The organism is Streptomyces sp. NPDC096013, from assembly GCF_044763565.1.
In the GTDB taxonomy this organism is placed as follows: domain Bacteria; phylum Actinomycetota; class Actinomycetes; order Streptomycetales; family Streptomycetaceae; genus Streptomyces.
Genome location: NZ_JBIWGK010000026.1, coordinates 13,685 through 37,591, shown reverse-complemented (window position 1 = coordinate 37,591; position 23,907 = coordinate 13,685). Strand labels below are relative to the sequence as shown.

Sequence of the window (23,907 nt, the reverse complement as noted above, 5' to 3'; positions counted from 1 at the left end):
TTTCTCCACGTGGTCGGCGCGCACGCCGAGTGGGGGCGGGGCACCGGGATGCCCCGCCCCCACTCGGGGGATCAGTGGTGAACGCGGCGGTTGTCCGCGGTCTGGCGGTAGCGGATGGTCCACTGGCTGCGGCGGACGTAGGTCCGCTGCAGCCAGCGGTCGTTGCCGTCGTAGCGTGCGGTGAACGGGGTGCGGGCGTGCAGGCCCTTGCGGTTGTTGATCAGGAGGGCCTCCCCGGGGCGCAGGTGGACCTCGTGGGCCGTCTCGCGGCAGGCGGCCTGGAGCCGGTCGAGGGCTGCCTCCGCTGCCGTGGTCATGGCGCGCACTCCGTTGGCGGAGGAGGAGATCTCCGGGTATTCCTCCGGACCGTTGATCATGGCGACCGGGTCGGAGAGGACCTCCCGCCCGCCGGCGACGTCACGCACGTAGCTCCCGGGGGCGTTGAGCCGGAACAGCGGGCTGCGCAGCAGTTCCAGGGTGCGGCTGTCGAGGGCGCGGACGATGTCCCGGGCGTCGGCGTAGTGCGTGGCGGCGATGCCCTCGTGGTCGGCTCGCAGGCAGCTGAGGACGAGGAAGTCGGGGTTGCTGACGTCGTAGCGGCCGATGGCGTCGTGGACGATGTCGTTGTGGAAGTTGAGGAAGACGGTTGAGCCCTGGTTGGTCTGGGTCATCGCGCCCCCGGGGACCGGGATGACGTCGTGGATGAGCTGGCCGTTCTTCTCGGTGAGGAAGCCGACCGGCTCGCCCAGCAGACCGGACAGACCGAGCAGGACACCCTCAGCGACGAAGGTCTTCTTGTCGGGGGCCGGGCCCCCGTCGCCGGGAGTGGCGGGCAGCTCGGCGTCGACCGGCAGGTTGCGGACGTAGCCGACGCCGGGGGCGTCGTTGTGGCGGCCGAAGTCGAGGATGCGCTGGAGGAGTTCGAGCGGCAGCCCGGCGAAGATCTGGTGGTAGCGCGCCATGGCGCGGTCGATGTCCAGGGTGGGATCCGGCTCGGCGGCCAGGTCGCGTCCGATGGCATCCCGGACGGCGTCGGGCACTTCGATGAGGCCAAGGGTCTGTGGCGTGCGCATCGTGGTCTGAATCGTGGTCTGGATCGTGGTCGCCGTCATGGTGGCTGCTCCTTCCTACGGAGGGTTTACCGGGGTCGGGTCTCGGAGACGGGGGTGGGCAGTGCGTCGTGGAGCTTCTGCGCGAGCTGCCGGGCGTGTTCGGCGTCGGCAGCGATGTGGGTGGTGGCCCGGGTGCCGGTGATCTCTGTGACGGGGATGCCCAGCACGCGGGCCTCGGGCAGGTCGTGCAGGCGCTGGAAGCGGTTGATGTCCAGGTAGCCGCCGACGACCACGAGGTGCGGTCCGTCCTCCAGCCGGACGGTGTCGACACCTTCGGTGTGGAAGACGCTGTGCGCCAGGTCGGCCTGGGCCTCGGTGTCATAACCGAGGACCTGCGACCGTGTGTTGAGGACGATGCCGCTGGCCGGGGCGCCGTCGCCGCTGATGACCGTACCGGCGGTGAAGGGAGCCCGGTTGTGGCGGCATACCAGTTTGATGCCGTGTTGCCTGGCGGTGCGCACCGATCGGCGGTGGAGGACCTTCGCTCCGTACAGCGACATCAGGGAGGCGGTGTCGTAGGTCACCTCGCGCAGGAGGCGGGCACCGCTGATCGCATGGGGGTCCGCGCTGTAGATGCCGTCGACGTCCGAGTGGACCTCGCACTCGTGCGCGCCGACGGCGGCGGCGACCAGGACGGCCGAGAGGTCGGAGCTGTTCTTGCCCAGCCAGGTGGGCCTGCCGTACCGGTCGGCCGCCTGGCCTCCGGGCACGATGACGACCTGGTGGTCCTCCAGGGCCCGTCGGAGCGGGGCGGCGTCCAGGCTCTCCACCTTGGCCCACATGAATGTGCTGTCGGTGACCAGACCTTGCTGGTGGCCGGCCAGCACGGTGGCGGTGACGCCGATGCGGTGGAGCGCTGAGGCCAGCAGGTGGGCGCTGACCGTGTCGGCGAGGGTGAGGAGTCCGGCGACGCTGGCCTCCTCCGGCTGGGGGTTGGCCTCGTGCAGCCGAGCCCGCAGCTTCTCGGTCTCGCCGGGCATCGCGCTGACGACGACGGCCATCGGACGCCGGTCTTGCGCCGCCCTGCGTCCCAGGGCCGCGGCGAGTTCGGCATAGGCATCCACGCCGGGGAAGGTGGAGCCCCCGAATTTCAGAACGGCCGGCGCGGTCACAGGACACCTCGCCGCTGGAGTGCTTCGGCGATCTGCAGCGCGTTGAGAGCGGCGCCGATGCGCACGTTGTCGGCGACGATCCACAGCCAGAAACCGCGGGGGTTGTGCGGGGAGACACGGATGCGGCCGACGTGGACCTGGTTGGGGTCGCCCGCCGTACGCGGGGTGGGGAACGCCCCAGGAGCCGGCAGGTCGTGCACGGTGACCTCGTCCTGCTGTGCGAGCAGCCGGACCAGCTCGGCACGGTCGACCGGGTTGTGGCACTCGATCCAGGCGGCCTCGGAGTGGCTGTTGACCACGGGGACCCGGACACAGGTGGTGGTGACGTCGAGGTGGGGAAGGTGAAGGATCTTGCGGGACTCCTGGAGCATCTTCTGCTCCTCGAAGGTGAAGCCGTCCTCCAGGAGCCGGTCGATGCTGGGGATGACGTCGAAGGCGAGGGACGGGGTGAACGTCCCGGTCACCCCCGCGCTGTCGGGGTCGTCGAGGACGGTGCGGGCGCCGGCGTGCAGTTCCTCGATGCCGGAGTAGCCCGCGCCGGACGCGGCCTGGTAGGTGCTGACCACGGCCTGGCGTATGCCCCAGCGCTCCTGCACGGGCTTGAGGAGCCGGACCAGCGGGATGGTGGAGCAGTTCGGGTTGGCGATGATTCCGCTCGCCGGGCGTGTCTCGAGTTCGTGGGCGTTGACCTGGGGGACGACGAGCGGAGTGTCGGGGTCCATCCGGAAGGCACTGGTGTTGTCGATGACCAGGGCGCCCTGCTCGACGGCCTTGGGCACGAACGTGGTGCTCACGCGGGCGCCGGCCGAGAAGAAGGCGACGTCGACGCCGGAGAAGTCGAAGCCGTCCAGGTCCTGCACCCGGTAGGTGTGACCTTCGACGGTCAGCTCCCGCCCGGCCGAGCGGGCGGAGGCCACCAGGTGCAGGTCGCGGTAGCGGAAGCCGCGCTCCTCGACGAGCTGCAGGAGGGTGGTGCCGACCACTCCGGTCGCGCCCACCAGGGCGATGCGCGGTGCGGTCGGGTCGGTGACGCGGGGCATGCCGGGGGTTTCCTTTCAGACGGTGGTGCGCCGGCGGGGCGCGGAGAGGGGCTGGGTGACGGGTTCGGTTTCCGGGGTGCGGCGCAGGCGGGGGCGCCAGCCGAGGTTGATACCGAGGGAGGCCGCGACGATGAGGGGGATGCCCAGGGCCTGCAGCCAGGTGACGTGGTGCCCGTAGACGGCCCAGTCGCAGACCATGGCGGCTGCCGGGTACACGAAGGCCAGGACGGCGATCTTCGAGGTGGGCAGCTTCTGGTACGAGGAGTACATCAGGACGTACATGACGCCCGTGTGGATGAACCCGAGGCCGACGAGCCAGGCCCAGCCGGAGCCGAGGTGCGCGCTCTGGCCCAGCTGGGTGAAGGGCAGCAGCAGGGGGATGCCCAGCAGCACCTGGACCAGGGCGACGAGGTGGGGCTTCACCCCGGTCACGCGCTTGGTGATGATCGTCGACAGCCCGTAGAAGAGGGCGGCCAGCAGGGCGTATCCGAGACCGGTCAGGTAGGCGGTGTCGCCGGAGAGGTCGGAGGAGGAGATGCCGGCGACGAGGACGAGACCGAGGAAGGCGACCAGCAGCCAGCCGGCCTTGTGTGCCGTGATGCGGTCCTTGAACAGGACGGCTCCGAGCAGGACCACGAAGAACGGCTGTGTGTGGTAGACGACGGTCGCCACGGAGATGGACGTCTTGTCGTAGGACTCGAAGAGGAACGCCCAGTTGAACACGATGAACACGCCACCGAGGGCGGCCAGGCCGAGCTTCCTGGGGGTGAATCCGTGGTTCTTGAAGAAGCCGCGGAGCAGGCAGTACAGGCCGAGGAAGGCGCTGCCGAACACGCACCGGTAGAAGACCACGTTGAACGGTGAGGCGCCGGACTCGATGACGAACACGCCGATGGTGCCGGACAGCAGCATGGCCGCTGTCAGCTCCATGGCGCCGCGCGTCTCCTGACGCGACGTGTCACGCGACGTGACTGATGTGCTCATGTCATACTCCTGATTCCGGGGGGAGTGCCGTCTCCCCCTCGTGCGGGGGCGGAAAGTCCGCTGTGGGTGGCGCGGTGCCAGCCGGCGGGGCGGGTGAGGGTCCGCATCACTCGCCGGGACAACCTGACGTGCTGAAAAGCTACGACTTCCGGTGAGTTCCGGTCCACGGTCCGCCGGGGAACGAAATCGATGCCCCCATCAATGCTGTCGATGGATCACACGGGCCGGCGGAAGGTCAGTGCAGGGGCAGTGGATAGTGCAGACCCCCGTCGTTCCACAGGGCGTTGAGGCCGCGGCTGACGTCCAGGCCGGAGGCCGGGCCCAGGTTGCGCTCGTAGACGTCGCCGTAGGTGCCGACGGCGTCCAGGACCCGCCGGGCCCAGTCCCGGTCCAGGCCGAGCGCGGGCCCGTGCTCGCCCGCCTGGGCGGCGGCGCCGTCCAGGGCCGCCTGCCGTGAACCACTCTCGCGGACTGCGTGTTCCGCCCCGATGAGCAAGTACAGGACCCATCGGCACACCCGGAACCAGGCGGGGTCGTCGTCCCGGACCGCCAGGGCCATCGGCTCCCGGGAGATGGCCGCCTCCAGCACGACATGGTCCGCCGGGCGAGGAAGGCCGGCCCGGGCGCCGGCCAGCGCTATGCGGTCCAGGACATAGGCCGCACAACTGCCGTCCGCGTAGGCGGCCAGAGCCTCGGCGGGGGTGGCATGGGCGACGGGCTCCACCCGCAGCCCGCGCGCGCCGAACCACGCCGCCAGGTTGTCCGCGCTGGTCGTTCCCGCCTGGATGGCCACGCGCCGTCCGGCCAGCTGCTCAGGACGCGACACGCCCTCCGCCGCCCGGACCAGGAAACCCTCCCCGTCGTAGCAGGTGACACCTGCGAACAGGACGCCATGGGAGGCTTCGCGGCCCAGGGTCCAGGACAGATTGGCGGTGACCACGTCGGCCGTGCCCGAGGCCAGCCGTGCCAACCGCTCGGCAGGGTCCGTCGGCATCCACTGCACCGCGCCCGCGTCGCCGAGCACCGCCGCGGCCACCGCGCGGGCGACATCGACGTCGAGCCCGCTCCAGGCGCCGTGTTCGTCCCGCAGGGACAAACCGCGGATGCCCTGGCTGACCGCCGCCCGCACCCGGCCGTGCGCACGCACCGCGTCCAGAGTCGCAGTGGTCCGACTCGTCATGATCGTCACAGCATCCCCCTCACCGCCGCGCCGACCAGCTCCTCGCGGTCGAACCGGCGCTCGTTGTAGCTCAGCATGTCGATGAGAGAACGCGCGGTCACCGCAGTGCGCCCGTGTCCTTCCGAGGCGGCCACAGGCATCGCGCCCGGCTCCGACCAGCGCAGGGCGCCCGCGGGGTCGATGGCCGCGCGCGAGCGGTTGGCGTTGTCCTGGTGCAGGCAGAACGGCACGTCCAGTCGGCCGCGGGCGAAGGCGTCCACCAGAGCGGATCCGACATCGTTGCCAAAGCGCAGTGTCGACGTGATCAGCTCCAGCGCCTCCTCGTAGACACCGGTCCGCGGCCCCGCGTCCACCCCCGGCCCGAAGCGCCGTTCGTCCTCCGCCACGGCGCCGGCGAACTCCAGGGCGTCCACGTTCTCCTCGATGGTCGGAATCCGCTGCGACTCCACGGCGGTCTTCACGATGAGCCGTTCGGTCCCGCTGCGCACCGCCAGGCGCACGCTGTCCTCCAGCATCCGGTAGGCGCCCAGCCGGGTCCTGGGGTACACGCCCATGTACGTGTACAGCACCACGTGCCAGTCGACGTCCCCCAGCCACTGCGCGGCCAGGCGGCGCAACGCGGCGAGTGCTTCGAGGTCCTGCTCGGGGCTGGTCTGCTGCGCGTAGCTGACGGAGATGCTGCGCAGGCCGTGCTCGCGGAAGAACATGCCCTCCAGGATGCTCAGGGCGATCAGCAGGCTGGGTGGGCACAATTGGCCCAGCATGCAGCCGCCGAAGCTCTCCAGGTGCACCGGCTGCGGCCGGTCCGCCAGGATGCGGCAGCACTCCGCCCAGGCCGCGGTGGCCTCCGGCAGCGGCACGCGACTGTAGGGAAGGCAGTACGACACCGGACCGCCCTCGGTGGCGTCCGCGCCGCAGGCTGCCAGGGTGGTGAACAACTCCCGGGGCAGGGCGGAGCCGTGGCGGAACTGGACGGGGAAGTCGTCATCCGCCACGCCCCGCAACAGGCGGCGCGTCTCCTGCACGCCGTGGGCCACCACCGGGTACCCGTTCAGGTCGTCACCCCGCTCCAGAGCGCGCCGGGCGGAGTCGTGATCGTTGACCCTTGTATAGCTGTCGACGGTGACCGTGCCGACAGACGCTCCGCGCACCCCTCGTACCGCTTGCAGCCCCCGCCGCATGGTCTGCGTGCCGGCGAACCCCATGCGCGGCTGCACCACCAGCCTCCCCTGCTCGTGGTGGTGCCGGACGAAGCGGGAGAACCGACCGTGTGCCGGGACGACCGGAGACTGCGCCGGAGGAGCGGGCCGCAGGGCAGCACCCTCGGAGACAGCGCTGTTCATCTCAAGCTCCCTTTCCCGTCATTGCGAGTTCACGGCTGGGCCCTTCTTGCAAAGAGCCGATAAAGGAGTCGAATTCGGCGAGTCCCGCGTCCGCCTCGAATGCGGCGTCGAAGCCCGCTGCCACGAGTTCGGCGCTGTACCGGGCGTTTCCGGATCCTCGGATACCGAGCTTTCCGCCGATGACGACACGAAGGTCGGCCAGTTCAGGGTCGGACCGGATCTGTCTGATGAGGCGGAGCCCGTCAAGGTGCCCATGACCGTTGACCGTGCTCACCACCAGGGCGTCGGGACGGTTTCTGCGGCACTCGGCGATGATCACATCGTCCGGGACGCACGCCCCAAGGTTGATCACCTCTCCACCTCGCTCCTCCAGCAGCAACTGAAGGAAGACGAGATTCCACATGTGGGCGTCTGAGGACACGCTCGTGACGATGAAACGCCGGGAGGGTGCCGGATATATCTGACGCATTGCTCCCATCCGCAGGTCGATGAAACTGACACGCCGAAAGTACGACTTTCGGAGACGATCAGTCCACGATCCACTGCGAAGCAAATTTGATACCCATATCAACATTGTTGATAAGACGCGGACAACGGGCGGGACTTGGCCTCCCCAGGAGGAGCGGAAGTCGCCGGGAGGGCAGACGAGGACAGCCCGCACCCCAGGTGAGCCCGGGGCGGGCAGACACGCCGCTGACACTGCGCTTGGCGCTCGCTGTCCAGTCGGCCGGGGTGGCATTGGCCGACGACAGGACGAACGGGGTGGACGGGTCGCAGCCGGCCGTCAGTACGCGCGGCCGGATCACCGAAGCGTTGAACAAGGAGGCAGCTCTGAGCTCGCCGTACTGTGGGACGGCGCTGCGAACGGCTCGACGTGGCGCCACGACATCATCCGAACTCACCAGGACGTGTCGCGGTACGCCGACCTCCAGCGCGGCGCGGTGGACGAGGGTCCGGTCGACGACCCTGTTGCTTCGCTCCAGCCGGGAGACCGTGGCCGGTGAACAGCCGAGGCGGTCACCGAGGGCTGCGAGGGTCCAGGCCCGGTGTTCGCGGCCCAGGCGGACAGCGCGCCAAGGCGCCGTTGCGCGGCCAACTGGCGAGCTCTCGTGCTGTTCCAGAGCGGGTCAACGGGCACAGGCCCCTCCCACGCCGCACAACCGGGGGCTTCCACGGTACGAACATGGCGCGGAGCCGTCGAGGCTGCTTGCACACCGTGCAAAACCCTTGCGCGATAAGGGAACTGATCACATCCAGCAGGTTCGGAGCAGTGTGCTGAAGGCAGCGCCCCGCGTCGCGGGACACCCTCAACCGGAGGCATCATGCCTACAGCAATCGCCCCCTCTCTGGCCCTCAACTCGATGGCCGGCACGGTCCGTTCCGCCCGGGAAGTCGTAGCTGCCGCTCTGTGGGAGAAGCAGGTCTCGCTCCTCGTACGGGACTATCCGTACGACTCGATCATGGCGGCCCGGGTCCTCAATCAGGGCTACGCCTACGAACGGGCCGAGCGGCATGGAGCGGTGCGGTCGCGCGGCGATGTCGAGCACGCAGAACAAGGAGGCGTTCAGCGGCTATCCGGCGCCATGGCGGCCGTTCGTCACCATGTTCCGAACGGCGAGGTCCTCGATCACGATCGTTTGGTTTTCACGAACGAGACGAGTGGTGAGTTTGTGCAGGTGGTCGCGCCTGCGGTCGGTGACGCGGGCGTAGACAGGCCCTTGAGTCAGGGGTTGAGGTCGAGGGTGCGCACGGGGTGGCTTTTCCAGGTTTCCGGTGTGGTGGTGGCGATGAGGGCGCCATCGGGGCGGTCCGGACTGGGCTGCGCCGCGTGCAGGGTGTGGGCGGCGCCCCAGGTGGTCTCCTGGGTCAGGGCCAAGGCGGCGGGCAGGTCGAGGTCGAGGAAGGTGATGCCGTCCAGCGCGGCAATGTGTTCGGCCGTGCCCGACCGGGCGCGGTCGGCCTCGACGAGCGCGCAGGCGGTGGCGTACAGGAACCAGCCCGGCTCCGCGTGGGAGCGGTGGATGAGCCGGGAAGCAAGGATGTTGCCGCGACCGGCAGCCACCATCGCCGTACCATCCAGGACGATGTGGACGGGGTTGCTCACGCGGCATCCGCCTGCGCCAGCCGACGGTCCAGTTCCGCATCCAGCGCGTCCTGCTCGCCGGGGCTGGGGTCGTAGCCATTCCACTCCCGCAGCACCGCCCGCGTCCGTTCGGCGCGTTCGGCCCGCTCGGCAGGGGTGAGCAGAGTGTCAGCCATGCGCGCGAGGTAGGCACGCAGGGACAGTCCCTCGGCGGCCGCGATCTCGGCCAGCCGGTCCCGCGCCTCGGCAGGGATACGAATGTTCGCGTCGGGCACGATGATGCCTCCTTCAGCCATCCCACAGCATACGGGTACGCACCCGTACCCGCACCCCAGAGTGCACCCTCCGTCGTCCAGCACCTGCCTCACCGTCTCCCGCGTGATCTGCAGCCGGGACAGTCCGGCTTCCGCCGGGGACACCGCTTCGGAAAGCTCCGCGATCTGCCTGCGCAACTCCGCGACCCCGGCCGGGCCTTCACTCTCTCCGGCATCCAGCACGGCCATCAACGACGGCACCACACCACCCCACCCGATGCCCGCACCCACGGCCTGCTCACCCCGCCGACGGCAGAGACCGCCCCACACCGGCACCTCCCGAACCCCCACGCATCACCCCCCGAGGCACCCCGCAAGATCTACACCCAACGGCGATCGACCGACCGGATGAAGTTCCTCCCACACGCTGTCAGCACGGCCCCGTGCAGCGGAAGGTGCGCGGTCCGTATTCATACGCTGCCGCCAGGAGCGCCCTGGCACGCCGGGCCCGTGCGATGCGGGCCCGCGGCATGCGGGCTTCTTCGACCTGGCTTCTTCGACTCCAGAAACGGCGGAACGCGTGAGAGCAATGATCTGTGGCCGGCTGCGGACCTGGGCCGCTGCCGGTGCGACACTCGCGGTTTTGGCCGGGGCGGCCGCCGCCAGCCCCCCGGCGGCGGCGCACGGCGACGACCTCGGGCCCGCCATCGAGGCGATCATGCACAAGCCCGGCTACGAGCACGCGCAGTGGGGCGTGCTGGAGACGGACCCGGCGAGCGGCCGGGTGATCCACTCCCGGTTCGCGGACCAGTTCTTCGTCCCCGGCTCGACGGTCAAGCTGGTCACCCTCTCGACCGCCTGGCGCACCCTCGGCCCGGACCACCGCTTCACCACCCCCGTCATGGCGACCGGAACCCGCACCGGGTCGACGCTGCACGGGAACCTGGCTCTGGTCGCCCAGGGCGACCTGACCATGGGCGGGCGCACCAAGCCCGACGGCTCGGTGGACTACACGGACATCGACCACACCGAGGCCGCGATTCCCGGCGCCACCCTCACCCCCGAGAACCCGCTCGCCGGCATCAACGAGATCGCCCGGCAGATCCGCGACGCTGGCATCACCAGGGTCGACGGCAACGTCATCATCGACCCCCGCCTGTTCAGGCTCCCGGCGCTGGACCCGCAGCCCACCCCGCTGATCCTCAACGACAACCTGATCGACCTGCTGACCACCCCGACCAAGCCCGGGCAGAAGGCCACCCTGTTCTGGCGCCCGCAGGTCGCGCCGTACCACGTCACCTCCAGCGTCCGGACGGTCTCCCCGGGCGGGACGACCTCCGTCAAGGTGACCGCCTCGCCCGACGGCACCCGCATCCGCCTCTCCGGCACCATCGCCGCCGGCTCGCAGCCACTGCTGAAGATCTCCGGCATCCAGGACCCCAACGCCTTCGGCCGCACCGCGCTGATCGAGGCCCTCGCCCGCGCCGGCGTCACCGTCACCGCGCCGCCCACCGGCCCCAACCCGCACCAGCAGCTGCCCGCCTCCTACCGCCACGACCCCCGCGTCGCCGCGTACGTCTCCCCGCCGTACAGCCAGTACGCCAAGCTGATCCTCAAGGTCAGCCACAACCTCGGCGCCAACCTGGCCCTGTGCAACATGGCCGTCGCACGCGGCAGCAAGAACTGCTTCGACGCGTTCCCGATCGAGCACGACTTCCTCACCAACACCGCGCACATCGATCCGACCCAGTTCCAGCTCTCCGACGGACGCGGTGGCACACCGCCCGAACGGGTCACCCCCAACGGCCTCGTCGAGCTCCTCACCTACTGGCTGCACACCCCCGACGCCAAAGCCTTCCGCACGCTGCTCCCCATCCTCGGCGTCGACGGCTCGAACGGGATCTCCTGCACAACCAACTGCCCCGCCAAGGGCAAGGTCTTCGCCAAACCCGGCACCATTCTGGGTGACGACCAGCTGAATCAGCAGCTCACGGTCGCAGCCCAGAACGAAGCCGGCTACCTGCAGACCGACGACGGCCGCCTGCTGACCTTCTTCATCGGTGTCAACGGCGCCAGCAGCCCAGACCTCCAGACCTTCCTCAGCATCTTCAACGACGTCAACCAGATCACCGCCCTCCTCCAACAGCAGACCCCGCCACACCACTAACACCCCGCCTAACACCCCGCCGGAACCACCGCCTGGCGGGGCCGGACGGCCCCCAGCCAATCACTCACAGGGGGGAGGTAAGTGTGTGGGGACGCTGCGGCGTATAGGGGGTGTGAAGCAGTTGGAGTTCAAGGAGTTCTACCAAGCCAGCCAGGACGTCTGCCTGCGGGCGGTCCTGGCGAGTGTGGGCGATCGGCAACTCGCCGAGGATCTGGTCGCCGAGGCGTTCACCCGGGCCTGGGTGTCCTGGCCGAAGGTCAGCCGGCACCCGGCGCCGCGCGCATGGATCGTGCGCACGGCGCTGAACACCCGGGTGTCTTGGTGGAGGCGGAAACGGAAGGAAGTCGGGCTGGAGGACGGCACGCCCGATGTACCCGATCCGCGGGAAGGCAAGCCCGGCCTGGACCCCGGTCTGCTCGCCGTGCTGCGTCAACTGCCGCAGCGACAGCGGGAAGTGATCGCGCTACGGGTCTTCCTCGACCTGGACACCAGGGCCACGGCCAAGGTGCTGGGGATCGCGGAGGGCACCGTCACCGCCCATTTGTCGCGAGCCGTATCGACGTTGCGCAGCCAACTCGTCACCGTCGATGACGGCACCGCCAATGACCAGGAGGTCGGACCATGAGCGAGCACGAGGTGCTCAACGCGCTGAGGGATTCCTTCGACGACATCACCATGACCACGGCGGTGGAGCGGATCGAGGCAGCCGGCCGTGCCCGTCGCAATCGGCGCCGCCTCGTCGGCACAGCCGGGGTCGCGGCCGCCGCGGCCCTCGCGATCGGGGTGCCCGCGCTGAGTCACCCTTCGACGGCTCCACCGTCGGCCGGCGACAGCAACGGCGCGGGGTCGGTGCACGTCCAGACGGCCGCGTACACCGTCGACACAAAGAAGGACGGCACCCTCGTCGCCACCTGGGACAAGGCCGCGTACTTCAGCGACCACACGGGTCTGGAGAAGGCGCTGCGCAAGGCCGGGTTCCCGGTCCTGATCAAGGAGGGTGTGTTCTGCAAGGGGCCGCACGACGACGGAAAGCTGAGTCCCAGCGGGTCCGGGCCCGGGGTCACGAACGTGATGAAGGGCGAGAAGGACGAAGACGGCAGAGTGACGTTCACCTTCTTTCCGGCCGCGATGCCAGCCGGGAAGCAGCTGTTCATCGGCTACCTCAACGCCGCGCAGTTGGCCTCGGTCCATATGAACCCCGGCTCGGTGGAGCGGATCGTCCCGGCGGACGGACCCCTGACGTGCACGACCACGCCGCCGCCTGAGCACCACTACAACTGAGCGGGCTGAGAGGCAGTGGTGTGGCCCGGCCGTTCGGATCCCAACGGCCGGGCCGACAGTCAGCTTCCGGCACTGACCGCACCGGCCCAACAACTACTGGACGCCTTCGACGCTCATGTCCGCAGCCGTGGTTGGACGAAGCACGATCTGGGCCCGAGCCTCCGCACCCTGCGGATCCTGGTCGCCCATCTGGGCGCCGAGGCACCACTGCTTGAGGAGGACGTGCGGCTGCTCGCTCGCCGGGGCAACCTCAGTGGCGCCCGCCTGATCAACTATCTTCGTCTGGTCGGGCAGTTCATCCCCGACCAGCGGGCGGACGCGGCCATGGCCCGGGCTCGTCGCATCGCCGACGCGGTGCCTAGCCCGTTCCGGGCTTCGGTTCACCGATGGATCGATGTCCTGTCCGGCCGAGCCTCACGGCCCAGCTGGCCACTGGCTCCAGCAACGGTCTACGCCTACGTCCGGATCACCTCGCCCCGCCTGCGTTCCTGGCACGACGTCGGCGTCGACACCCTGCGGGCCGTCACACGTGACCACATCGAACAGGCCCTCGATCCGGTGCAAGGAGAAGCGGCCAAGACCCTCGCCACCGCTCTGCGTTCCCTGTTCCGCGCTCTCAAACGGGAGAAGCTGATCTTCCGGGACCTGGCCCGCCGGGTCTCGCTGACCACCGCCCGGCCGCTGCCCGCAGCGTTGCCGGATGACCGCCTCCACGGCGTTCTGGAGAGGATCACCGGCGTACGCAGCCGACTCAGCTTCGCCCTCGCCGCCGTACACGCCCTGAGCGTGGAAGACCAACGCGGCCTGCTGATCGAGGATTTGAATCGCAGCTGTGGACGTCTCCGAGTCCGCCGTCGCGGAAAAATCGACCACACCGTCTATCTCGACGAGTTCACCTCCCGGCTGGCCAGCGCGTGGCTGGCCGAGCGGTACCGGTGGTGGCCGACCAGCACCAACCCCTACCTCCTGGTGACCGCCCGCACCGCCGTCGACGACGCCCATCCCCGGGTCTGCCCGAACGCCATCACGAAGACGCTGTGCCACCAGGGCCTGCAGGTCACCCGTCTGCGGGTCGACCGCATCCTCGACGAGGCCAAACACACCAGCGATGCCATCCACCTGATACGGCTCTTCGGCATCGCACCGGTCACCGCCATGAAGTATCTGCGCGCGGCTCATCCCGAGCGATACCGCCACGATCCGATCAGCCCGTGAGGCGGGCAGGGACTTTGTCACTGAGTCGGGTCGGGCTGGGGCTACCCGCTGTCGGCATAGAGGCACGCTGCCCGCGTTGGTTGGAGGCATCGAGGTCGCTCGGTCGAGCAGCCGGAGTTCAGTCGTGTGGTCCTGCGCCATGCAGGAGTGTGTCGATGACGAGTGTCGACAGCGTGTCCGGGTCCTGCGCGGCGGGGTCACAGTCCGCGCCGGGCCGGTTAATGGCCTCACTCAGCAGGGCGTAGTACACCTGCCGAGTCCATTCCAGATCCGCGTCCGGGGCGAGCAGTCCCTCACGTTGAGCACGGGTCAGGAGTTCGACGGTGTGGGCGTTGATCTCGCTCCAGAGGGCGGCGGCGGCTTCGGTGTGAGCCGTGGCGTGGCTGAGGGTGAAGCGCCAGGTGCTCTTGACCCGCAGCACGTTCGCGGTCACCCGATACAGGGCGACGAGGGCGGGGGCGGCGTCGGGGCGAGCCTCTTCGATGGCGTCGATGAGCTGCTGCTTCGCGGATACGGCGAGGGCTTCCAGGAGTGCCTGCCTGTTCGCGAACCGCCGGTGCACCGTGATCCTGGTCAGTCCCGCGGCCTCGGCGATCTGCTCCATCGAAGCCCCCTGGTCCTGGGCGAGGACCCGCTCGGCCGCCTCCAGAATCGCGCGCACACTGCGCTCGGCATCTGCCCGCAGTGCTCGGCCCATGTCTGTCTCCTGTGTCGTCGGCTTACGTCTTGACCCTACGTAGAGGATACGTGAACGCTACGGGTCTTCCATTAATGGATTCTCTGTTGTTGCTTCTATAGAGTTAACTGATACATTGATGCAACTGATCGGGGGCTTCCCGGTCCCGGAACCAGGAGTCCACGATGACGACAACACGACCGACAGCCCTCGTGACGGGCGCGTCCTCCGGCATCGGAAAGGCGGCCGCCCTCGCCCTGGCAGCGGCTGGCTACGAGGTGGTCGGCACCAGCCGCAACACCGCGCATGTCACACCGCTCAAGGGCGTGACCTTCCTCGACCTCGACGTGACCAGCGACGCGTCGGTGGCCGCTGCGGTCGGCGAGGTGATCGACCGGTTCGGGCGGATCGACGTCCTGGTCAACAACGCCGGCATCGGCTCGGCGGGCGCGGCCGAGGAGAGCTCCGCCGTGCAGGCGCAGGGCCTGTTCGACATCAACGTCTTCGGCGTCATCCGGATGACCAACGCCGTCCTGCCGTACATGCGCGCCCAGCGCAGCGGGCGCGTCATCAACATCTCGTCCATCGTCGGGTTCATGCCGCAGCCCTACATGGCGGTCTACGCGGCCTCCAAGCACGCCGTCGAGGGTTACTCGGAGTCCGTCGACCACGAGGTCCGCGAGCACGGCGTGCGGGTCCTGCTCGTCGAACCCGCCTGGACCAACACCGCGTTCGACGCGGCCAGCGTCCGCCCCGACCACCCCCTGGATGTCTACGCCAAGCAGCGCCACGTCTTCGAGGAGTACATGGCCGGCGCGGTCAAGGACGGCGACGACCCCGCCGTCGTCGCCAAGGAGATCGTCGCCGCGGCGACCGACGCCAAGCCGAAGGTGCGCTACACCGCCGGCGCCATGACGGGACGCGTCCGCACCATGCGCCGCATCGTCCCGGCCCGCATGTTCGACCAGCAGCTGCGCAAACTCAACCAGCTGCCCGCCGCCTGACGCCCAGTCCCCGCACGGAAAGCGAAGTTCGTCATGAGTACCTATCTGGCAGATACGGCCGAGGACCTCTCCGTGGACGGTCCCTCCGCGATCTTCACCTACCGGCGCCTCGGCCCGCGCGGCGGCATCCCGCTGGTTCTGCTGAACCGGGTCCGGGGGACCCTCGACTGGTGGGACCCGGAGCTCCTGGACCACCTGGCCTTCGAGCGCGACGTGATCGTGTTCGACAACGTCGGCACCGGCTACACCACCGGCACCCCGGCCGACTCCGTCGAAGGACTCGCCGACGGTACCGTCGAGTTCATCGAGGCCCTCGGCCTGCCCCAGGTCGACCTGCTCGGCTGGACGCTCGGCGGCACCGTCGCCCAGCACATCACCCGCACCCGGCCCGACCTGGTCCGCAAGCTGGTCGTCGCGGCCGCCAACCCCGGCGGCACGGTGCCCGGCGCGCCCGACCCGGACCCGAAGATACGGGCCACCATGACCAAGCCCGAGGTCACTGGGGACGACCTGGTGTTGCTGTTCTTCCCGCAGACGGACACCGGCCGCGCCGCCGGCTATGAGCACCTCGCCAGGGTGGCCACCCGGCTGGCCACGGGTGTTCCCGGTGTGTCCGAGGCGGCGGCCCTGGGCCAGATCACCGCCATCGGAAAGGATGCGGCGATTCCCTTCGAGCAGGTGCGAGCGACCCTGGAAAGCATCCATCAGCCCGTCCTGTACGCGACCGGTATGCAGGACGCGATGATCACCCCCCTGGCGGCCTACACCGCCGTCCAGCACCTGCCCGACGCCACCCTCGTCGCCTACAGCGACGCCGGCCACGCCTTCCTCTTCCAGCACGCCAAGGACTTCGCCGCCCAGGTGACGGTCTTCCTCGCCGACTGACCACTCAGCGAAGCCCCACAACACGGGAGTCGGAACGCCTCCCCGAACGAGGAGACCCATCGTGGAGTCGACCAGCGAACCGGCGCGCCGGGAGGTCACGCCGCTGGAACTGTTCTTCGACCTGGTCTACGTCTTCGCGATCGGCCAGCTGTCGCATCAGCTGCTCGCACACCCGACGTGGACCGGCGCCGGCCAGACCCTCGTGCTCTACCTCGCCGTCTACGCGGCGTGGGCCTACACCACCTGGGCGGTCACCCTCGTGCCGGCCGAGGACCCGCGGACCCGGCGGATGCTGCTGGCGGTCATGCTCGTGGGCCTGTTCATGAACGCCGCGATCCCGCGAGCCTTCAGCGACGCCGGGTGGCTCTTCGTCGCCACCTTCCTGCTGATCCACATCGGGCGGACGGTATGGCTGCTCACCGTCGGCCTCGATGCGGTCAACCAGGAGCATTTCGTCCGTGTTCTGGTCTGGTTCGTCGCGGCCGCTCCCCTGTGGCTGACCGGCGCGGCGGTCGGCGGCGGCGCGCGGCTGGCATGGTGGGCAGCTGCGATCCTGATCGAGTTGACGGGCACCTGGACAGCGCATGCCCTGCCCGGCCGCCGCCTGGAGTCCCGGCAGGTCAGCTTCGCCGGCGGACACCTGCTGGAACGCGGTCGCCTGTTCGTGATCATCGCGCTGGGTGAGACGGTCATGACCACCGGCACGGCGCTCACCGCGGCACCGTACAAGCCGATGACCCTGCTGACCGGCAGTGCCGCGCTCGCCAGCACCGTTGCGTTGTTCTGGCTGTACTTCAGTCGTTCCCAGCGCGTCGTACGCCATTTCCAGCGGACCGAGGACCCGATGCGGGCCGGGCGCAGCGCCGTCATCAGCCTCATGGCCACCGTCGCCGGGCTGATCGCCGCCGCCGTGGCCGATGAACGTGTCATCGTCCACCCCCTGGACCACGTCGGCATCACCACGAGCCTGCTGCTCTTCGGCGGGCCGGCCCTCTACCTCGTCCCTCAGGTGTGGCACGGGGCAACCCTCTTCGACGACCTGCTTTCGTCACGACTGCTCGCGCTGTTCGCTCTGGTCATCGCGGGCACGGTCACGTTGAGGGCCCCGGCCTACCTGGCGGCAATCATCGCCGCCGCGATCGTCGTCGCACTGGCCGTGTTCGAAGTACGCCGTCCGGCTGGTGACGCGCCTGTGAAGCCGATCCCATCAGGCCCCCAGATCGCTGACAGGAACATCTGACCTACCGCGCCTGTGGCCGGCCTGCCCGCCGGCGGAAAGCATCGGCAGGCCTTTCGGCGAGATCAGCGTGCCCTTCTCATTTACCCCGCACCCCGTTGACCACGTTGACCCCCGTCACCAGGAGGATTCATGGGCATGCCCGCCAGTACCGTCCTCGTCACCGGAGCTGACCGGGGCCTTGGCTGGGCGCTCGCTGTTGAGCCGTTTGGCCGCGGCGCCGCCGTCCACGCCGGTGCCCGCGACGCCGGCCAGGCGGCGCCCGGGCACGGCCTGGCCGGCGCACGGCCGGGGGGCGGGGACATCACAGCCGAAATGAGCGTACTGATCTGCGACGCCCAGGAGTTGATGCGGGCCGGACTGCGCACGCTGGTGGACGGTCAGCCGGACCTGACGGTCGTCGGCGAGGCCGGTGATGGCGAGACGGCCGTGGCCCAGGCACTCCTGCTGCGTCCGGGCCTCGTCCTCATGGAGGCGCGGCTGCCGCGCCTGGACGGCATCGCGGCCACCGCAAAATTGCGCGCCGCACTGCCCGAGACGCGGGTGCTCGTCCTGACCGCCTGCGACCGCGATGAGTACGCCTACGCCGCGCTCCGTGCGGGAGCGAGTGGTTTCCTCGTCAAGGACGCCCCGGCCGCCGAGATGCTCGTCGCCGTGCGTGGCGTGCTGCGCGGCGACACGATGGTTGCCCCTTCGGTGACGCGGCGGCTGATCGACCGGTATGTCACGGGCGCCGTCACTCCCGTCGCCGACGCACGCCTCGACGTACTGACCGATCGCGAGCGGGAGGTACTGGGTCTGGTCGGCCGCGGGCTGAACAACGCGGAGATCGCCGACAAGTTGTTCCTCGGCGAGACCACGGTCAAGACACACGTGGCCCGCATCCTCGCCAAACTGCACATCCGCGACCGGATCCAGGCTGTCGTCCTGGCCTACGAAAGCGGACTGGTTCGCCCTGGCGGATGACCCCGCCGGGCGCTCAGGATGACGCCCGACGACACAGCCGTTCCTTAGTTTCTGGGCATGTCGATCATGCGGGAGTTCCTTCGCCGCCCCGGCTTACCGGCGCCGTAGCTCCCAGCCCCCACACTCGCGCAGATCATGACCTCCGGTCTGCACCGTGACCGCTCACAGAACCTATCGGGGCCTTCAGACCATACGGCGGCGGCCCGGCCTGACGAGGTCGCCGGGACAGGAACAGCTCCATCGATCCGCGCGCCCCACAGACACGCGGACGCGGAGCACGCGGCAAGTTCAACGCGCCGGGGAAAAACTCCGGTCCGACTCAAGGAATTCGAATGTCCTCAACCAACCGACGTACCCGTATCTCCCGGCGTACCGCGATGGCGCTGGCCAGCATGTCGGTCGTCGCGGCTGTCGCCGCCACGGCCCCGAGCGTGGCCAATGCCGTGAGCGGCAGCTCCAGCACCACGCGGCAGGCGGTCACCCAGACACCAAAGACAGAGACCGCCAGCACCGCCCCCAACCTGCGCATCAAGGCCGCCAACGGTGTCACCTACCAGTACCGCCGCTTCGGCCACCCCAGCGCCGGCACCGTGCCGCTGGTGTTCTTCCAGCACTTCCGCGGCAACATCGACGGCTGGGACCCCAAGCTCATCGACACCATCGCGGCCAAGCGCGAGGTCATCCTCGTGGACAACGTCGGCGTCGGGGGCTCCACCGGCACGACCCCCAGCACCAACCAGCAGATGGCCCTGGACGCCATCGACTTCATCGACGCTCTCAAGCTGCCCCGCTACGACCTGTTCGGCTTCTCCCTCGGTGGCGAGGTCGCCCAGGAGGTCGCGCTGCGTCGCCCCTGGCAGGTGCGCCGCGTCGTCCTGGCCGCCACCGGCCCCCAGGGCGGAGTGAACCAGCGCGCAAGCGACCCCAACATCCTGCAGCACACCCTGAAGGACAACCCAGGCCCCGAGGACTACCTCTTCCTGTTCTTCAAGAACACGCCCACCAGCCAGGCCGCGGGAACGGAGTTCCTGCAGCGCCTCGGGCAGCGCACCACCGACCCCGACGCCCCGACAAGCCTGGCCACCCGCGACCACCAGCTCACCGCGTGGTCCGAGTGGGGCATCACCGACAAGGCCAAGATGGTCCGCCTGAAGTCCCTCTTCCAGCCGGTCCTGGTCGCTGACGGCGAGAGCGACATCCTGATGCCCGCCGAGAACTCCCACCTGCTGGCCAAGTACCTCCCCAATGCCCAGCTGTACATCTACCCGGACGCCGGTCACGGGTTCCTCTACCAGTACGCCGTCAAGTTCGGCACCAAGGTGAACACCTTCCTCGACCGCTGACACCGCATCCGCCGCGAGACGGTCACCAACGCCCACGGCGACAGGCACGGTTGGCCGCCGACCGGTGGCCCTACCCCGCCGGAACGGAACCCGGCGGGGTACGCATCGACGCATCGAGGAGGCCCGGTCCGACGCCGCCCCCGTCCTCGTCGCGCTCCACTGGGTGACCCCGAACGTCATGAGGTTCAAGAGCATGCCTGTTCACCGAAACAGCAGCCGCCCTCTGGGAGGACATCAACGCCCGCCCGCAGGCTGCGTTTCCTCACCCGGGCGAGGCGCGAGGGACTTATCGCTTCGGACGCGGACCTCAAGTGGACGCGGCAGGTGTACATCGCCCATCAACCGGCCCGACACCGCCCAAAATCCGGCTGCCCAGGACCCGGACGCCCTCGCCACCCTCGTCATCGGCGCGGGAACACACGACTGAACTCCGCCCACGACCAAACCCGCCGTTGGTCGCCGACAACAGCAACGCCTCTGCCATCCCGCCGAGTTGGGTCCACACAGAGGACTCACCGAACCATGAGTGGTCCCGCCCGCGTCGAGAATGCCCCGGAACGCGCCTCATGGGGCGGGCCCTCCAGCAGACTCTTTCGGGGGTCTGGCCCATAGGCCGTTGACAGGACCGCCGGGCGCCGGGCGCCGCCCGGCGGTCTGGGTAGGTTGGTGGCCACCGACCCAGGAGATACCCGTGCCCGACCGCCCCAGCGTTCTGTTCGTGACCGATCTCGCCTACGAGGCACGAGGGCGGCGCTACTGCGACGAGGACATCTTCCTGTCGTCGCGGCTACGGAGCGACTTCGACGTCGCTTTGTGCCATCCGCTGGACGCCGCGGCCCTGATGGACGCCTTTGACGCGGTCGTCGTCCGCAACAGCGGCCCCGTGCTGCACTACCAGAAGGAGTACGACGCCTTCCGCGACCAGGCCGCAGCGCGCGGCACCCGGGTCTACAACCCGCTGTCCGGCCGGGCCGACATGGCCGGTAAGCAATACCTGCTGGCCCTGACCGCAGCCGAATACCCTGTCATCCCCACCATCGACCGGCCCCAGGACCTCGGCAGCCTGCCCGAGGCCGGCCAGTACGTGGTCAAGCCGAAAGCCGGGGCGGACTCCATCGGCCTCAGCTTCGTATCTCAGGAGCAGCTCGCCGGCCTCACCTACGGCGACATCCTGGTCCAGCCGCGCATCGACTTCCGCTACGAGGTGTCCTTCTACTACGTGGACGACACCTTCCAGTACGCCCTTCACGCCCCCGACCCCGACCGGCGCTGGGTCCTTGAGCCCTACCGGCCCACCGAGGCCGACCTCGACTTCGCGCGTCGCTTCATTGACTGGAACACCCTCGATCACGGCATCCAGCGTGTGGACGCCTGCCGTACCGAGAAGGGTGACCTGCTCCTGGTCGAGCTGGAGGACCTGAACCCCTACCTGTCCCTGGACCACCTTGACGACCCGACCCGCGACACATTCGTCACCAGCATGATGGCCTCCCTCCACCAGTTCCTGGGAACCCCACCCCGCGCCTGAACCGCAGAGCCGGGATAGGCAGCAGAAGCTCGGAGTGAACCGCGACCGTACTGTCATCCCGCTCCGATAGCCCGCCACGCTGCCGCAGCTGGACATGAACCAACGTCGCGGTCTCGGTCACGCTTGATCACCTCCCCAGTCACTCGGCGAACCCGGCGGGCCGTCGCCTCATCCGGCGGGACCGGCCGGTGTGTTCTCGGCCTGAGGCGTGCGGGAATCTACGAACCGGTTGGATTCATGGTCGGGCCGATGCCGACGCGCACGTCAATGCCGTACCGGGAGACCGTCCGCAGCCGCATCACGTCCCCGAGGTGAGCGGCAGTAGCGGCGTGATAGCGCAGCGCGCCCCGCAGGTCGACCAGCACCGCCGTGGGCGGCAAAGCCTGCACCACCGGTGACAACTCCCCCAGCTGCTCCAGGACCCGCCGGTACAGCTCCTCCGGCAGCCGCTCCGGGCACCGCACATGCATCACCACCGGCACCCGGCGCCTGTCTCCGTCCATGTTCACCACACCCACCTCTCACACCCCACGCTATCGAACTAGTATTCGAGCACGCGAGTGCGCGCACCACGGACCACGAATCTGGATCACGACATGCCCGACGACCTGCCGCCCGACCTCGAGCGCCTGCACACCCTGCGCGTCTGGCACGCGATGTGGCTCGAGCGCATCGACCGCAGAATCGCCTACGTCCAGAAGCGGCAGGCCGAAGAGGAACGCGGACGCCGCAGCCGGCCGAAGCCCCCGGACTGGGTCGTCGAACTCAGCAGAGCCACCAGCGGGCCACTCCAGGTCCACGACGGCGCGTGCCGTATGAAAGGCAAACGCCACCGTGCAGTCAGCCGCGACGAAGCCCGCCGCCTCCTCACCGCCGACGCCGTACCGGCGTGCCCGGTCTGCCAGCCCGACACCCAGCTGCGCATCATCGGCGGCTTAACCGCCCGGCGAAACCGCCCCGGCCCCGCCTCGAACGACCGTTCCATCACGCCCGCTATCGTGCCTATTAGGCGACTTGTGATGACCGCCTAGAACAGGACCTCTTCCGATGACCACGACTCCCCCGCCACCGATCACCGAACCCGACCCGTCCGCGCTGACCTGCCCCGGGGACCGGGTCGGCCTCTGCTCCGGATGCCAGCGCAACACCCACAAGTACGGATCCGGCGGCAGCCCGCTTTCTCTCAGGGTGGATTGAGTGTGGCGTGACGTGGGGTGAGGCGGGTCCGTTGAGCTCCTGGGACTCGTTCTCAGGGGGTGTGGCTCTGCGGCGGGTCGTTGCACGACTCGTGGCAGGAGTTGATGGTGCGGGCATTTCCCGTGGTGATGCCGTCGGGGCAGAAGTACTGGACGGTCCTCGATGACAACCTGGAGGTCGTCCCTGTAGCTGATCAGTGGCTTCGGAATCTGCGGTTCGGGCGGGACCGGGCAGAGCTGACGACGAAGGCGTACGCCGGCGGTGTCGCGCTCTACCTGCGGTGGTGCCGGTCGACGCGCCGGGAGTGGACGACAGGGGGCCGGGACCTCGGTCTGTTCATGGTCTGGCTGAAGTACACCCCGGCGCCCCGGGACGGCATGGAGTCAATGGTGCAGCCGGGGCCGGGTGCCGCCCCGGTTCGGGGTGAGCGTCGGATCAACCGGGTGCTCGTCGCGGTGCGGGGTCTTTTGTCGTACGCGGTGTCGGTGCGCGAGGCACCGCGGTCGGTGCTCGGGCAGATCTACGAGCTCGCCGACAGCCGGGACCTTCCGGCGGAAGCGCAGGGCGAGGACGGCGGTCTGTTCTACCGACTGCGTCCGGTGCATTCGCTTCGTGAACCGGAGACGCAGGTGGATCGGGCCGCTGACGCCGAGCTGGTGGCCATGTTCATCGCCTGCCACAACGCGCGTGACCGGTTGATCCTCCTGCTGGTCGGCAGAGTCGGACTGCGCCGCGGTCAGGTGGCGGGCCTGCGGCGCAGTGACGTCCATCTACTGCCGGACTCCCGGGCACTGGGCTGCAACTACCCGGGTGCCCATGTGCACATGCGGCGGCGGGAGAACAGGAACGGGGCCTGGTCGAAGTCGCGGCACGCGTGGGTGGCGCCACTGGACTTTCTGACGGTGGGGGCGTTCGACCTGTACTACGACGAGCGGCACCGCCTGCTCGGGACCGGCGGATGTGACTTTCTGTTGGTGAACTTGTTCCGGGCGCCCTTGGGCGCACCCATGTCGCCGGAGGCAGTCGGGGATCTGTGTGAACGGCTCAGTGCGCGGGCCGGTTTGTCGCGGCGAGTGGGCCCTCATATGGCCCGGCGAGCGTTCGGCTCGAATGTTGCGGATGCCGGCGGTTCCGAGGACGAGGTACAGGCACTGCTTGGGCATCGGAGCCCGGATTCGTCCGGTCCGTATCGGTTCACGGATCCGGCTCGGGTGCGAGCGGCCGTGGAGCGGGTGCCCTCACCCCGCCTGGCCGGGCCGGAAGACGGCCGGTGATGGCCGTGCCGGCCGCCGCCCTTTCC

24 protein-coding genes and 1 pseudogene are annotated in these 23,907 nt (G+C 69.1%); 12 read left to right on the top strand and 13 right to left on the bottom strand.

Annotation, left to right across the window (positions count from 1 at the left end; all coding sequences use genetic code 11):
* Positions 1-71 precede the first annotated feature (71 nt).
* From ACIRB1_RS44455 to ACIRB1_RS44405, 11 genes and pseudogenes are all read right to left on the bottom strand, one after another.
* Positions 72-1,112 carry a TauD/TfdA family dioxygenase gene (locus ACIRB1_RS44455; protein ID WP_403469686.1) on the bottom strand — a complete coding sequence of 347 codons (1,041 nt, stop codon included), beginning with the start codon at positions 1,110-1,112 and terminating at the stop codon, positions 72-74.
* Positions 1,113-1,138: 26 nt separating this feature from the next.
* Positions 1,139-2,224, bottom strand: coding sequence for an aspartate kinase (locus tag ACIRB1_RS44450; RefSeq protein ID WP_403469685.1), 1,086 nt, complete (start codon positions 2,222-2,224; stop codon positions 1,139-1,141).
* Positions 2,221-3,264, bottom strand: coding sequence for an aspartate-semialdehyde dehydrogenase (locus ACIRB1_RS44445; RefSeq protein WP_403469684.1), 1,044 nt, complete (start codon positions 3,262-3,264; stop codon positions 2,221-2,223). The genes ACIRB1_RS44450 and ACIRB1_RS44445 overlap by 4 nt, the downstream gene beginning before the upstream one ends.
* Positions 3,265-3,279: 15 nt before the next feature.
* Positions 3,280-4,248, bottom strand: coding sequence for a DMT family transporter (locus tag ACIRB1_RS44440; protein WP_403469683.1), 969 nt, complete (start codon positions 4,246-4,248; stop codon positions 3,280-3,282).
* A 235-nt stretch (positions 4,249-4,483) separates the two neighbouring features.
* A complete protein-coding gene (locus ACIRB1_RS44435; RefSeq protein ID WP_403469682.1) occupies positions 4,484-5,428 on the bottom strand; it encodes a transporter substrate-binding domain-containing protein in 945 nt (314 codons plus the stop codon).
* Between the two features lie 5 nt (positions 5,429-5,433).
* Positions 5,434-6,771: a methylaspartate mutase gene (locus ACIRB1_RS44430; RefSeq protein WP_403469681.1), complete on the bottom strand. Its 1,338-nt coding sequence runs from the start codon at positions 6,769-6,771 to the stop codon at positions 5,434-5,436.
* A gap of 1 nt (position 6,772) precedes the next feature.
* Positions 6,773-7,192, bottom strand: coding sequence for a cobalamin B12-binding domain-containing protein (locus ACIRB1_RS44425; protein WP_403469680.1), 420 nt, complete (start codon positions 7,190-7,192; stop codon positions 6,773-6,775).
* A gap of 106 nt (positions 7,193-7,298) precedes the next feature.
* On the bottom strand, positions 7,299-7,832 hold the full coding sequence (locus tag ACIRB1_RS44420; RefSeq protein ID WP_403469730.1) for a helix-turn-helix domain-containing protein: 534 nt from the start codon (positions 7,830-7,832) through the stop codon (positions 7,299-7,301).
* Positions 7,833-8,360: 528 nt separating this feature from the next.
* A pseudogene (locus ACIRB1_RS44415) lies at positions 8,361-8,483 on the bottom strand (transposase); the annotation flags it as partial.
* Positions 8,484-8,494: 11 nt separating this feature from the next.
* On the bottom strand, positions 8,495-8,875 hold the full coding sequence (locus tag ACIRB1_RS44410; RefSeq protein WP_403469679.1) for a hypothetical protein: 381 nt from the start codon (positions 8,873-8,875) through the stop codon (positions 8,495-8,497).
* Complete coding sequence (locus tag ACIRB1_RS44405) at positions 8,872-9,129, bottom strand: hypothetical protein (protein WP_403469729.1); 258 nt, start codon at positions 9,127-9,129, stop codon at positions 8,872-8,874. The genes ACIRB1_RS44410 and ACIRB1_RS44405 overlap by 4 nt, the downstream gene beginning before the upstream one ends.
* Before the next feature lie 568 nt (positions 9,130-9,697).
* Between ACIRB1_RS44405 and dacB the strand changes: the two genes are divergently transcribed.
* The 4 genes from dacB to ACIRB1_RS44385 all read left to right on the top strand — a co-directional run bounded on the left by dacB (position 9,698) and on the right by ACIRB1_RS44385 (position 13,771).
* On the top strand, positions 9,698-11,275 hold the full coding sequence (gene dacB / locus ACIRB1_RS44400; protein ID WP_403469728.1) for a D-alanyl-D-alanine carboxypeptidase/D-alanyl-D-alanine-endopeptidase: 1,578 nt from the start codon (positions 9,698-9,700) through the stop codon (positions 11,273-11,275).
* Positions 11,276-11,360: 85 nt separating this feature from the next.
* A complete protein-coding gene (locus tag ACIRB1_RS44395) occupies positions 11,361-11,900 on the top strand; it encodes a SigE family RNA polymerase sigma factor (protein WP_403469678.1) in 540 nt (179 codons plus the stop codon).
* Positions 11,897-12,556 (top strand): hypothetical protein, encoded by a 660-nt coding sequence (locus ACIRB1_RS44390; RefSeq protein ID WP_403469677.1) that lies wholly within the window; start codon positions 11,897-11,899, stop codon positions 12,554-12,556. Before ACIRB1_RS44395 ends, ACIRB1_RS44390 begins: the two co-directional genes overlap by 4 nt.
* 15 nt (positions 12,557-12,571) lie before the next feature.
* Complete coding sequence (locus ACIRB1_RS44385; RefSeq protein WP_403469676.1) at positions 12,572-13,771, top strand: hypothetical protein; 1,200 nt, start codon at positions 12,572-12,574, stop codon at positions 13,769-13,771.
* Between the two features lie 118 nt (positions 13,772-13,889).
* On the opposite strand, the gene ACIRB1_RS44380 is transcribed toward ACIRB1_RS44385, so the two are convergent.
* Positions 13,890-14,468: a TetR/AcrR family transcriptional regulator gene (locus ACIRB1_RS44380; RefSeq protein WP_403469675.1), complete on the bottom strand. Its 579-nt coding sequence runs from the start codon at positions 14,466-14,468 to the stop codon at positions 13,890-13,892.
* Between the two features lie 164 nt (positions 14,469-14,632).
* On the opposite strand from ACIRB1_RS44380, the gene ACIRB1_RS44375 reads away from it, so the two are divergent.
* From ACIRB1_RS44375 to ACIRB1_RS44350, 6 genes are all read left to right on the top strand, one after another.
* Positions 14,633-15,451, top strand: a complete 819-nt coding sequence (locus ACIRB1_RS44375; protein ID WP_403469674.1) for an oxidoreductase — start codon at positions 14,633-14,635, stop codon at positions 15,449-15,451.
* A 33-nt stretch (positions 15,452-15,484) separates the two neighbouring features.
* Complete coding sequence (locus ACIRB1_RS44370; protein ID WP_403469673.1) at positions 15,485-16,336, top strand: alpha/beta fold hydrolase; 852 nt, start codon at positions 15,485-15,487, stop codon at positions 16,334-16,336.
* A gap of 61 nt (positions 16,337-16,397) precedes the next feature.
* Entirely contained in the window at positions 16,398-17,576 is a 1,179-nt protein-coding gene (locus ACIRB1_RS44365; protein WP_403469672.1) for a low temperature requirement protein A, read from the top strand.
* A gap of 312 nt (positions 17,577-17,888) precedes the next feature.
* A complete protein-coding gene (locus tag ACIRB1_RS44360; RefSeq protein WP_403469727.1) occupies positions 17,889-18,539 on the top strand; it encodes a response regulator in 651 nt (216 codons plus the stop codon).
* 332 nt (positions 18,540-18,871) lie between these two features.
* The gene (locus ACIRB1_RS44355) at positions 18,872-19,882 is read left to right on the top strand and encodes an alpha/beta fold hydrolase (RefSeq protein ID WP_403469671.1); all 1,011 of its coding nucleotides are present in this window, start codon (positions 18,872-18,874) and stop codon (positions 19,880-19,882) included.
* A gap of 691 nt (positions 19,883-20,573) precedes the next feature.
* The gene (locus ACIRB1_RS44350) at positions 20,574-21,410 is read left to right on the top strand and encodes a hypothetical protein (RefSeq protein ID WP_403469670.1); all 837 of its coding nucleotides are present in this window, start codon (positions 20,574-20,576) and stop codon (positions 21,408-21,410) included.
* 218 nt (positions 21,411-21,628) lie between these two features.
* On the opposite strand, the gene ACIRB1_RS44345 is transcribed toward ACIRB1_RS44350, so the two are convergent.
* Positions 21,629-21,913 (bottom strand): hypothetical protein, encoded by a 285-nt coding sequence (locus ACIRB1_RS44345; RefSeq protein ID WP_403469669.1) that lies wholly within the window; start codon positions 21,911-21,913, stop codon positions 21,629-21,631.
* 93 nt (positions 21,914-22,006) lie between these two features.
* Between ACIRB1_RS44345 and ACIRB1_RS44340 the strand changes: the two genes are divergently transcribed.
* Complete coding sequence (locus ACIRB1_RS44340; RefSeq protein ID WP_403469668.1) at positions 22,007-22,441, top strand: DUF6233 domain-containing protein; 435 nt, start codon at positions 22,007-22,009, stop codon at positions 22,439-22,441.
* Between the two features lie 294 nt (positions 22,442-22,735).
* The gene (locus ACIRB1_RS44335) at positions 22,736-23,881 is read left to right on the top strand and encodes a tyrosine-type recombinase/integrase (RefSeq protein ID WP_403469726.1); all 1,146 of its coding nucleotides are present in this window, start codon (positions 22,736-22,738) and stop codon (positions 23,879-23,881) included.
* Positions 23,882-23,907: the final 26 nt, after the last annotated feature.

Bases quoted from the DNA above. Each gene is read 5' to 3' on its own strand.
- ACIRB1_RS44455 (WP_403469686.1), bottom strand. From the start codon at position 1,112: ATGACGGCGACCACGATCCAGACCACGATTCAGACCACGATGCGCACG.
- ACIRB1_RS44445 (WP_403469684.1), bottom strand. From the start codon at position 3,264: ATGCCCCGCGTCACCGACCCGACCGCACCGCGCATCGCCCTGGTGGGC.
- ACIRB1_RS44440 (WP_403469683.1), bottom strand. From the start codon at position 4,248: ATGAGCACATCAGTCACGTCGCGTGACACGTCGCGTCAGGAGACGCGC.
- ACIRB1_RS44435 (WP_403469682.1), bottom strand. From the start codon at position 5,428: ATGACGAGTCGGACCACTGCGACTCTGGACGCGGTGCGTGCGCACGGC.
- ACIRB1_RS44430 (WP_403469681.1), bottom strand. From the start codon at position 6,771: ATGAACAGCGCTGTCTCCGAGGGTGCTGCCCTGCGGCCCGCTCCTCCG.
- dacB (WP_403469728.1), top strand. From the start codon at position 9,698: ATGATCTGTGGCCGGCTGCGGACCTGGGCCGCTGCCGGTGCGACACTC.
- ACIRB1_RS44390 (WP_403469677.1), top strand. From the start codon at position 11,897: ATGAGCGAGCACGAGGTGCTCAACGCGCTGAGGGATTCCTTCGACGAC.
- ACIRB1_RS44380 (WP_403469675.1), bottom strand. From the start codon at position 14,468: ATGGGCCGAGCACTGCGGGCAGATGCCGAGCGCAGTGTGCGCGCGATT.
- ACIRB1_RS44375 (WP_403469674.1), top strand. From the start codon at position 14,633: ATGACGACAACACGACCGACAGCCCTCGTGACGGGCGCGTCCTCCGGC.
- ACIRB1_RS44370 (WP_403469673.1), top strand. From the start codon at position 15,485: ATGAGTACCTATCTGGCAGATACGGCCGAGGACCTCTCCGTGGACGGT.
- ACIRB1_RS44360 (WP_403469727.1), top strand. From the start codon at position 17,889: ATGAGCGTACTGATCTGCGACGCCCAGGAGTTGATGCGGGCCGGACTG.
- ACIRB1_RS44355 (WP_403469671.1), top strand. From the start codon at position 18,872: ATGTCCTCAACCAACCGACGTACCCGTATCTCCCGGCGTACCGCGATG.
- ACIRB1_RS44345 (WP_403469669.1), bottom strand. From the start codon at position 21,913: ATGGACGGAGACAGGCGCCGGGTGCCGGTGGTGATGCATGTGCGGTGC.
- ACIRB1_RS44340 (WP_403469668.1), top strand. From the start codon at position 22,007: ATGCCCGACGACCTGCCGCCCGACCTCGAGCGCCTGCACACCCTGCGC.
- ACIRB1_RS44335 (WP_403469726.1), top strand. From the start codon at position 22,736: ATGCCGTCGGGGCAGAAGTACTGGACGGTCCTCGATGACAACCTGGAG.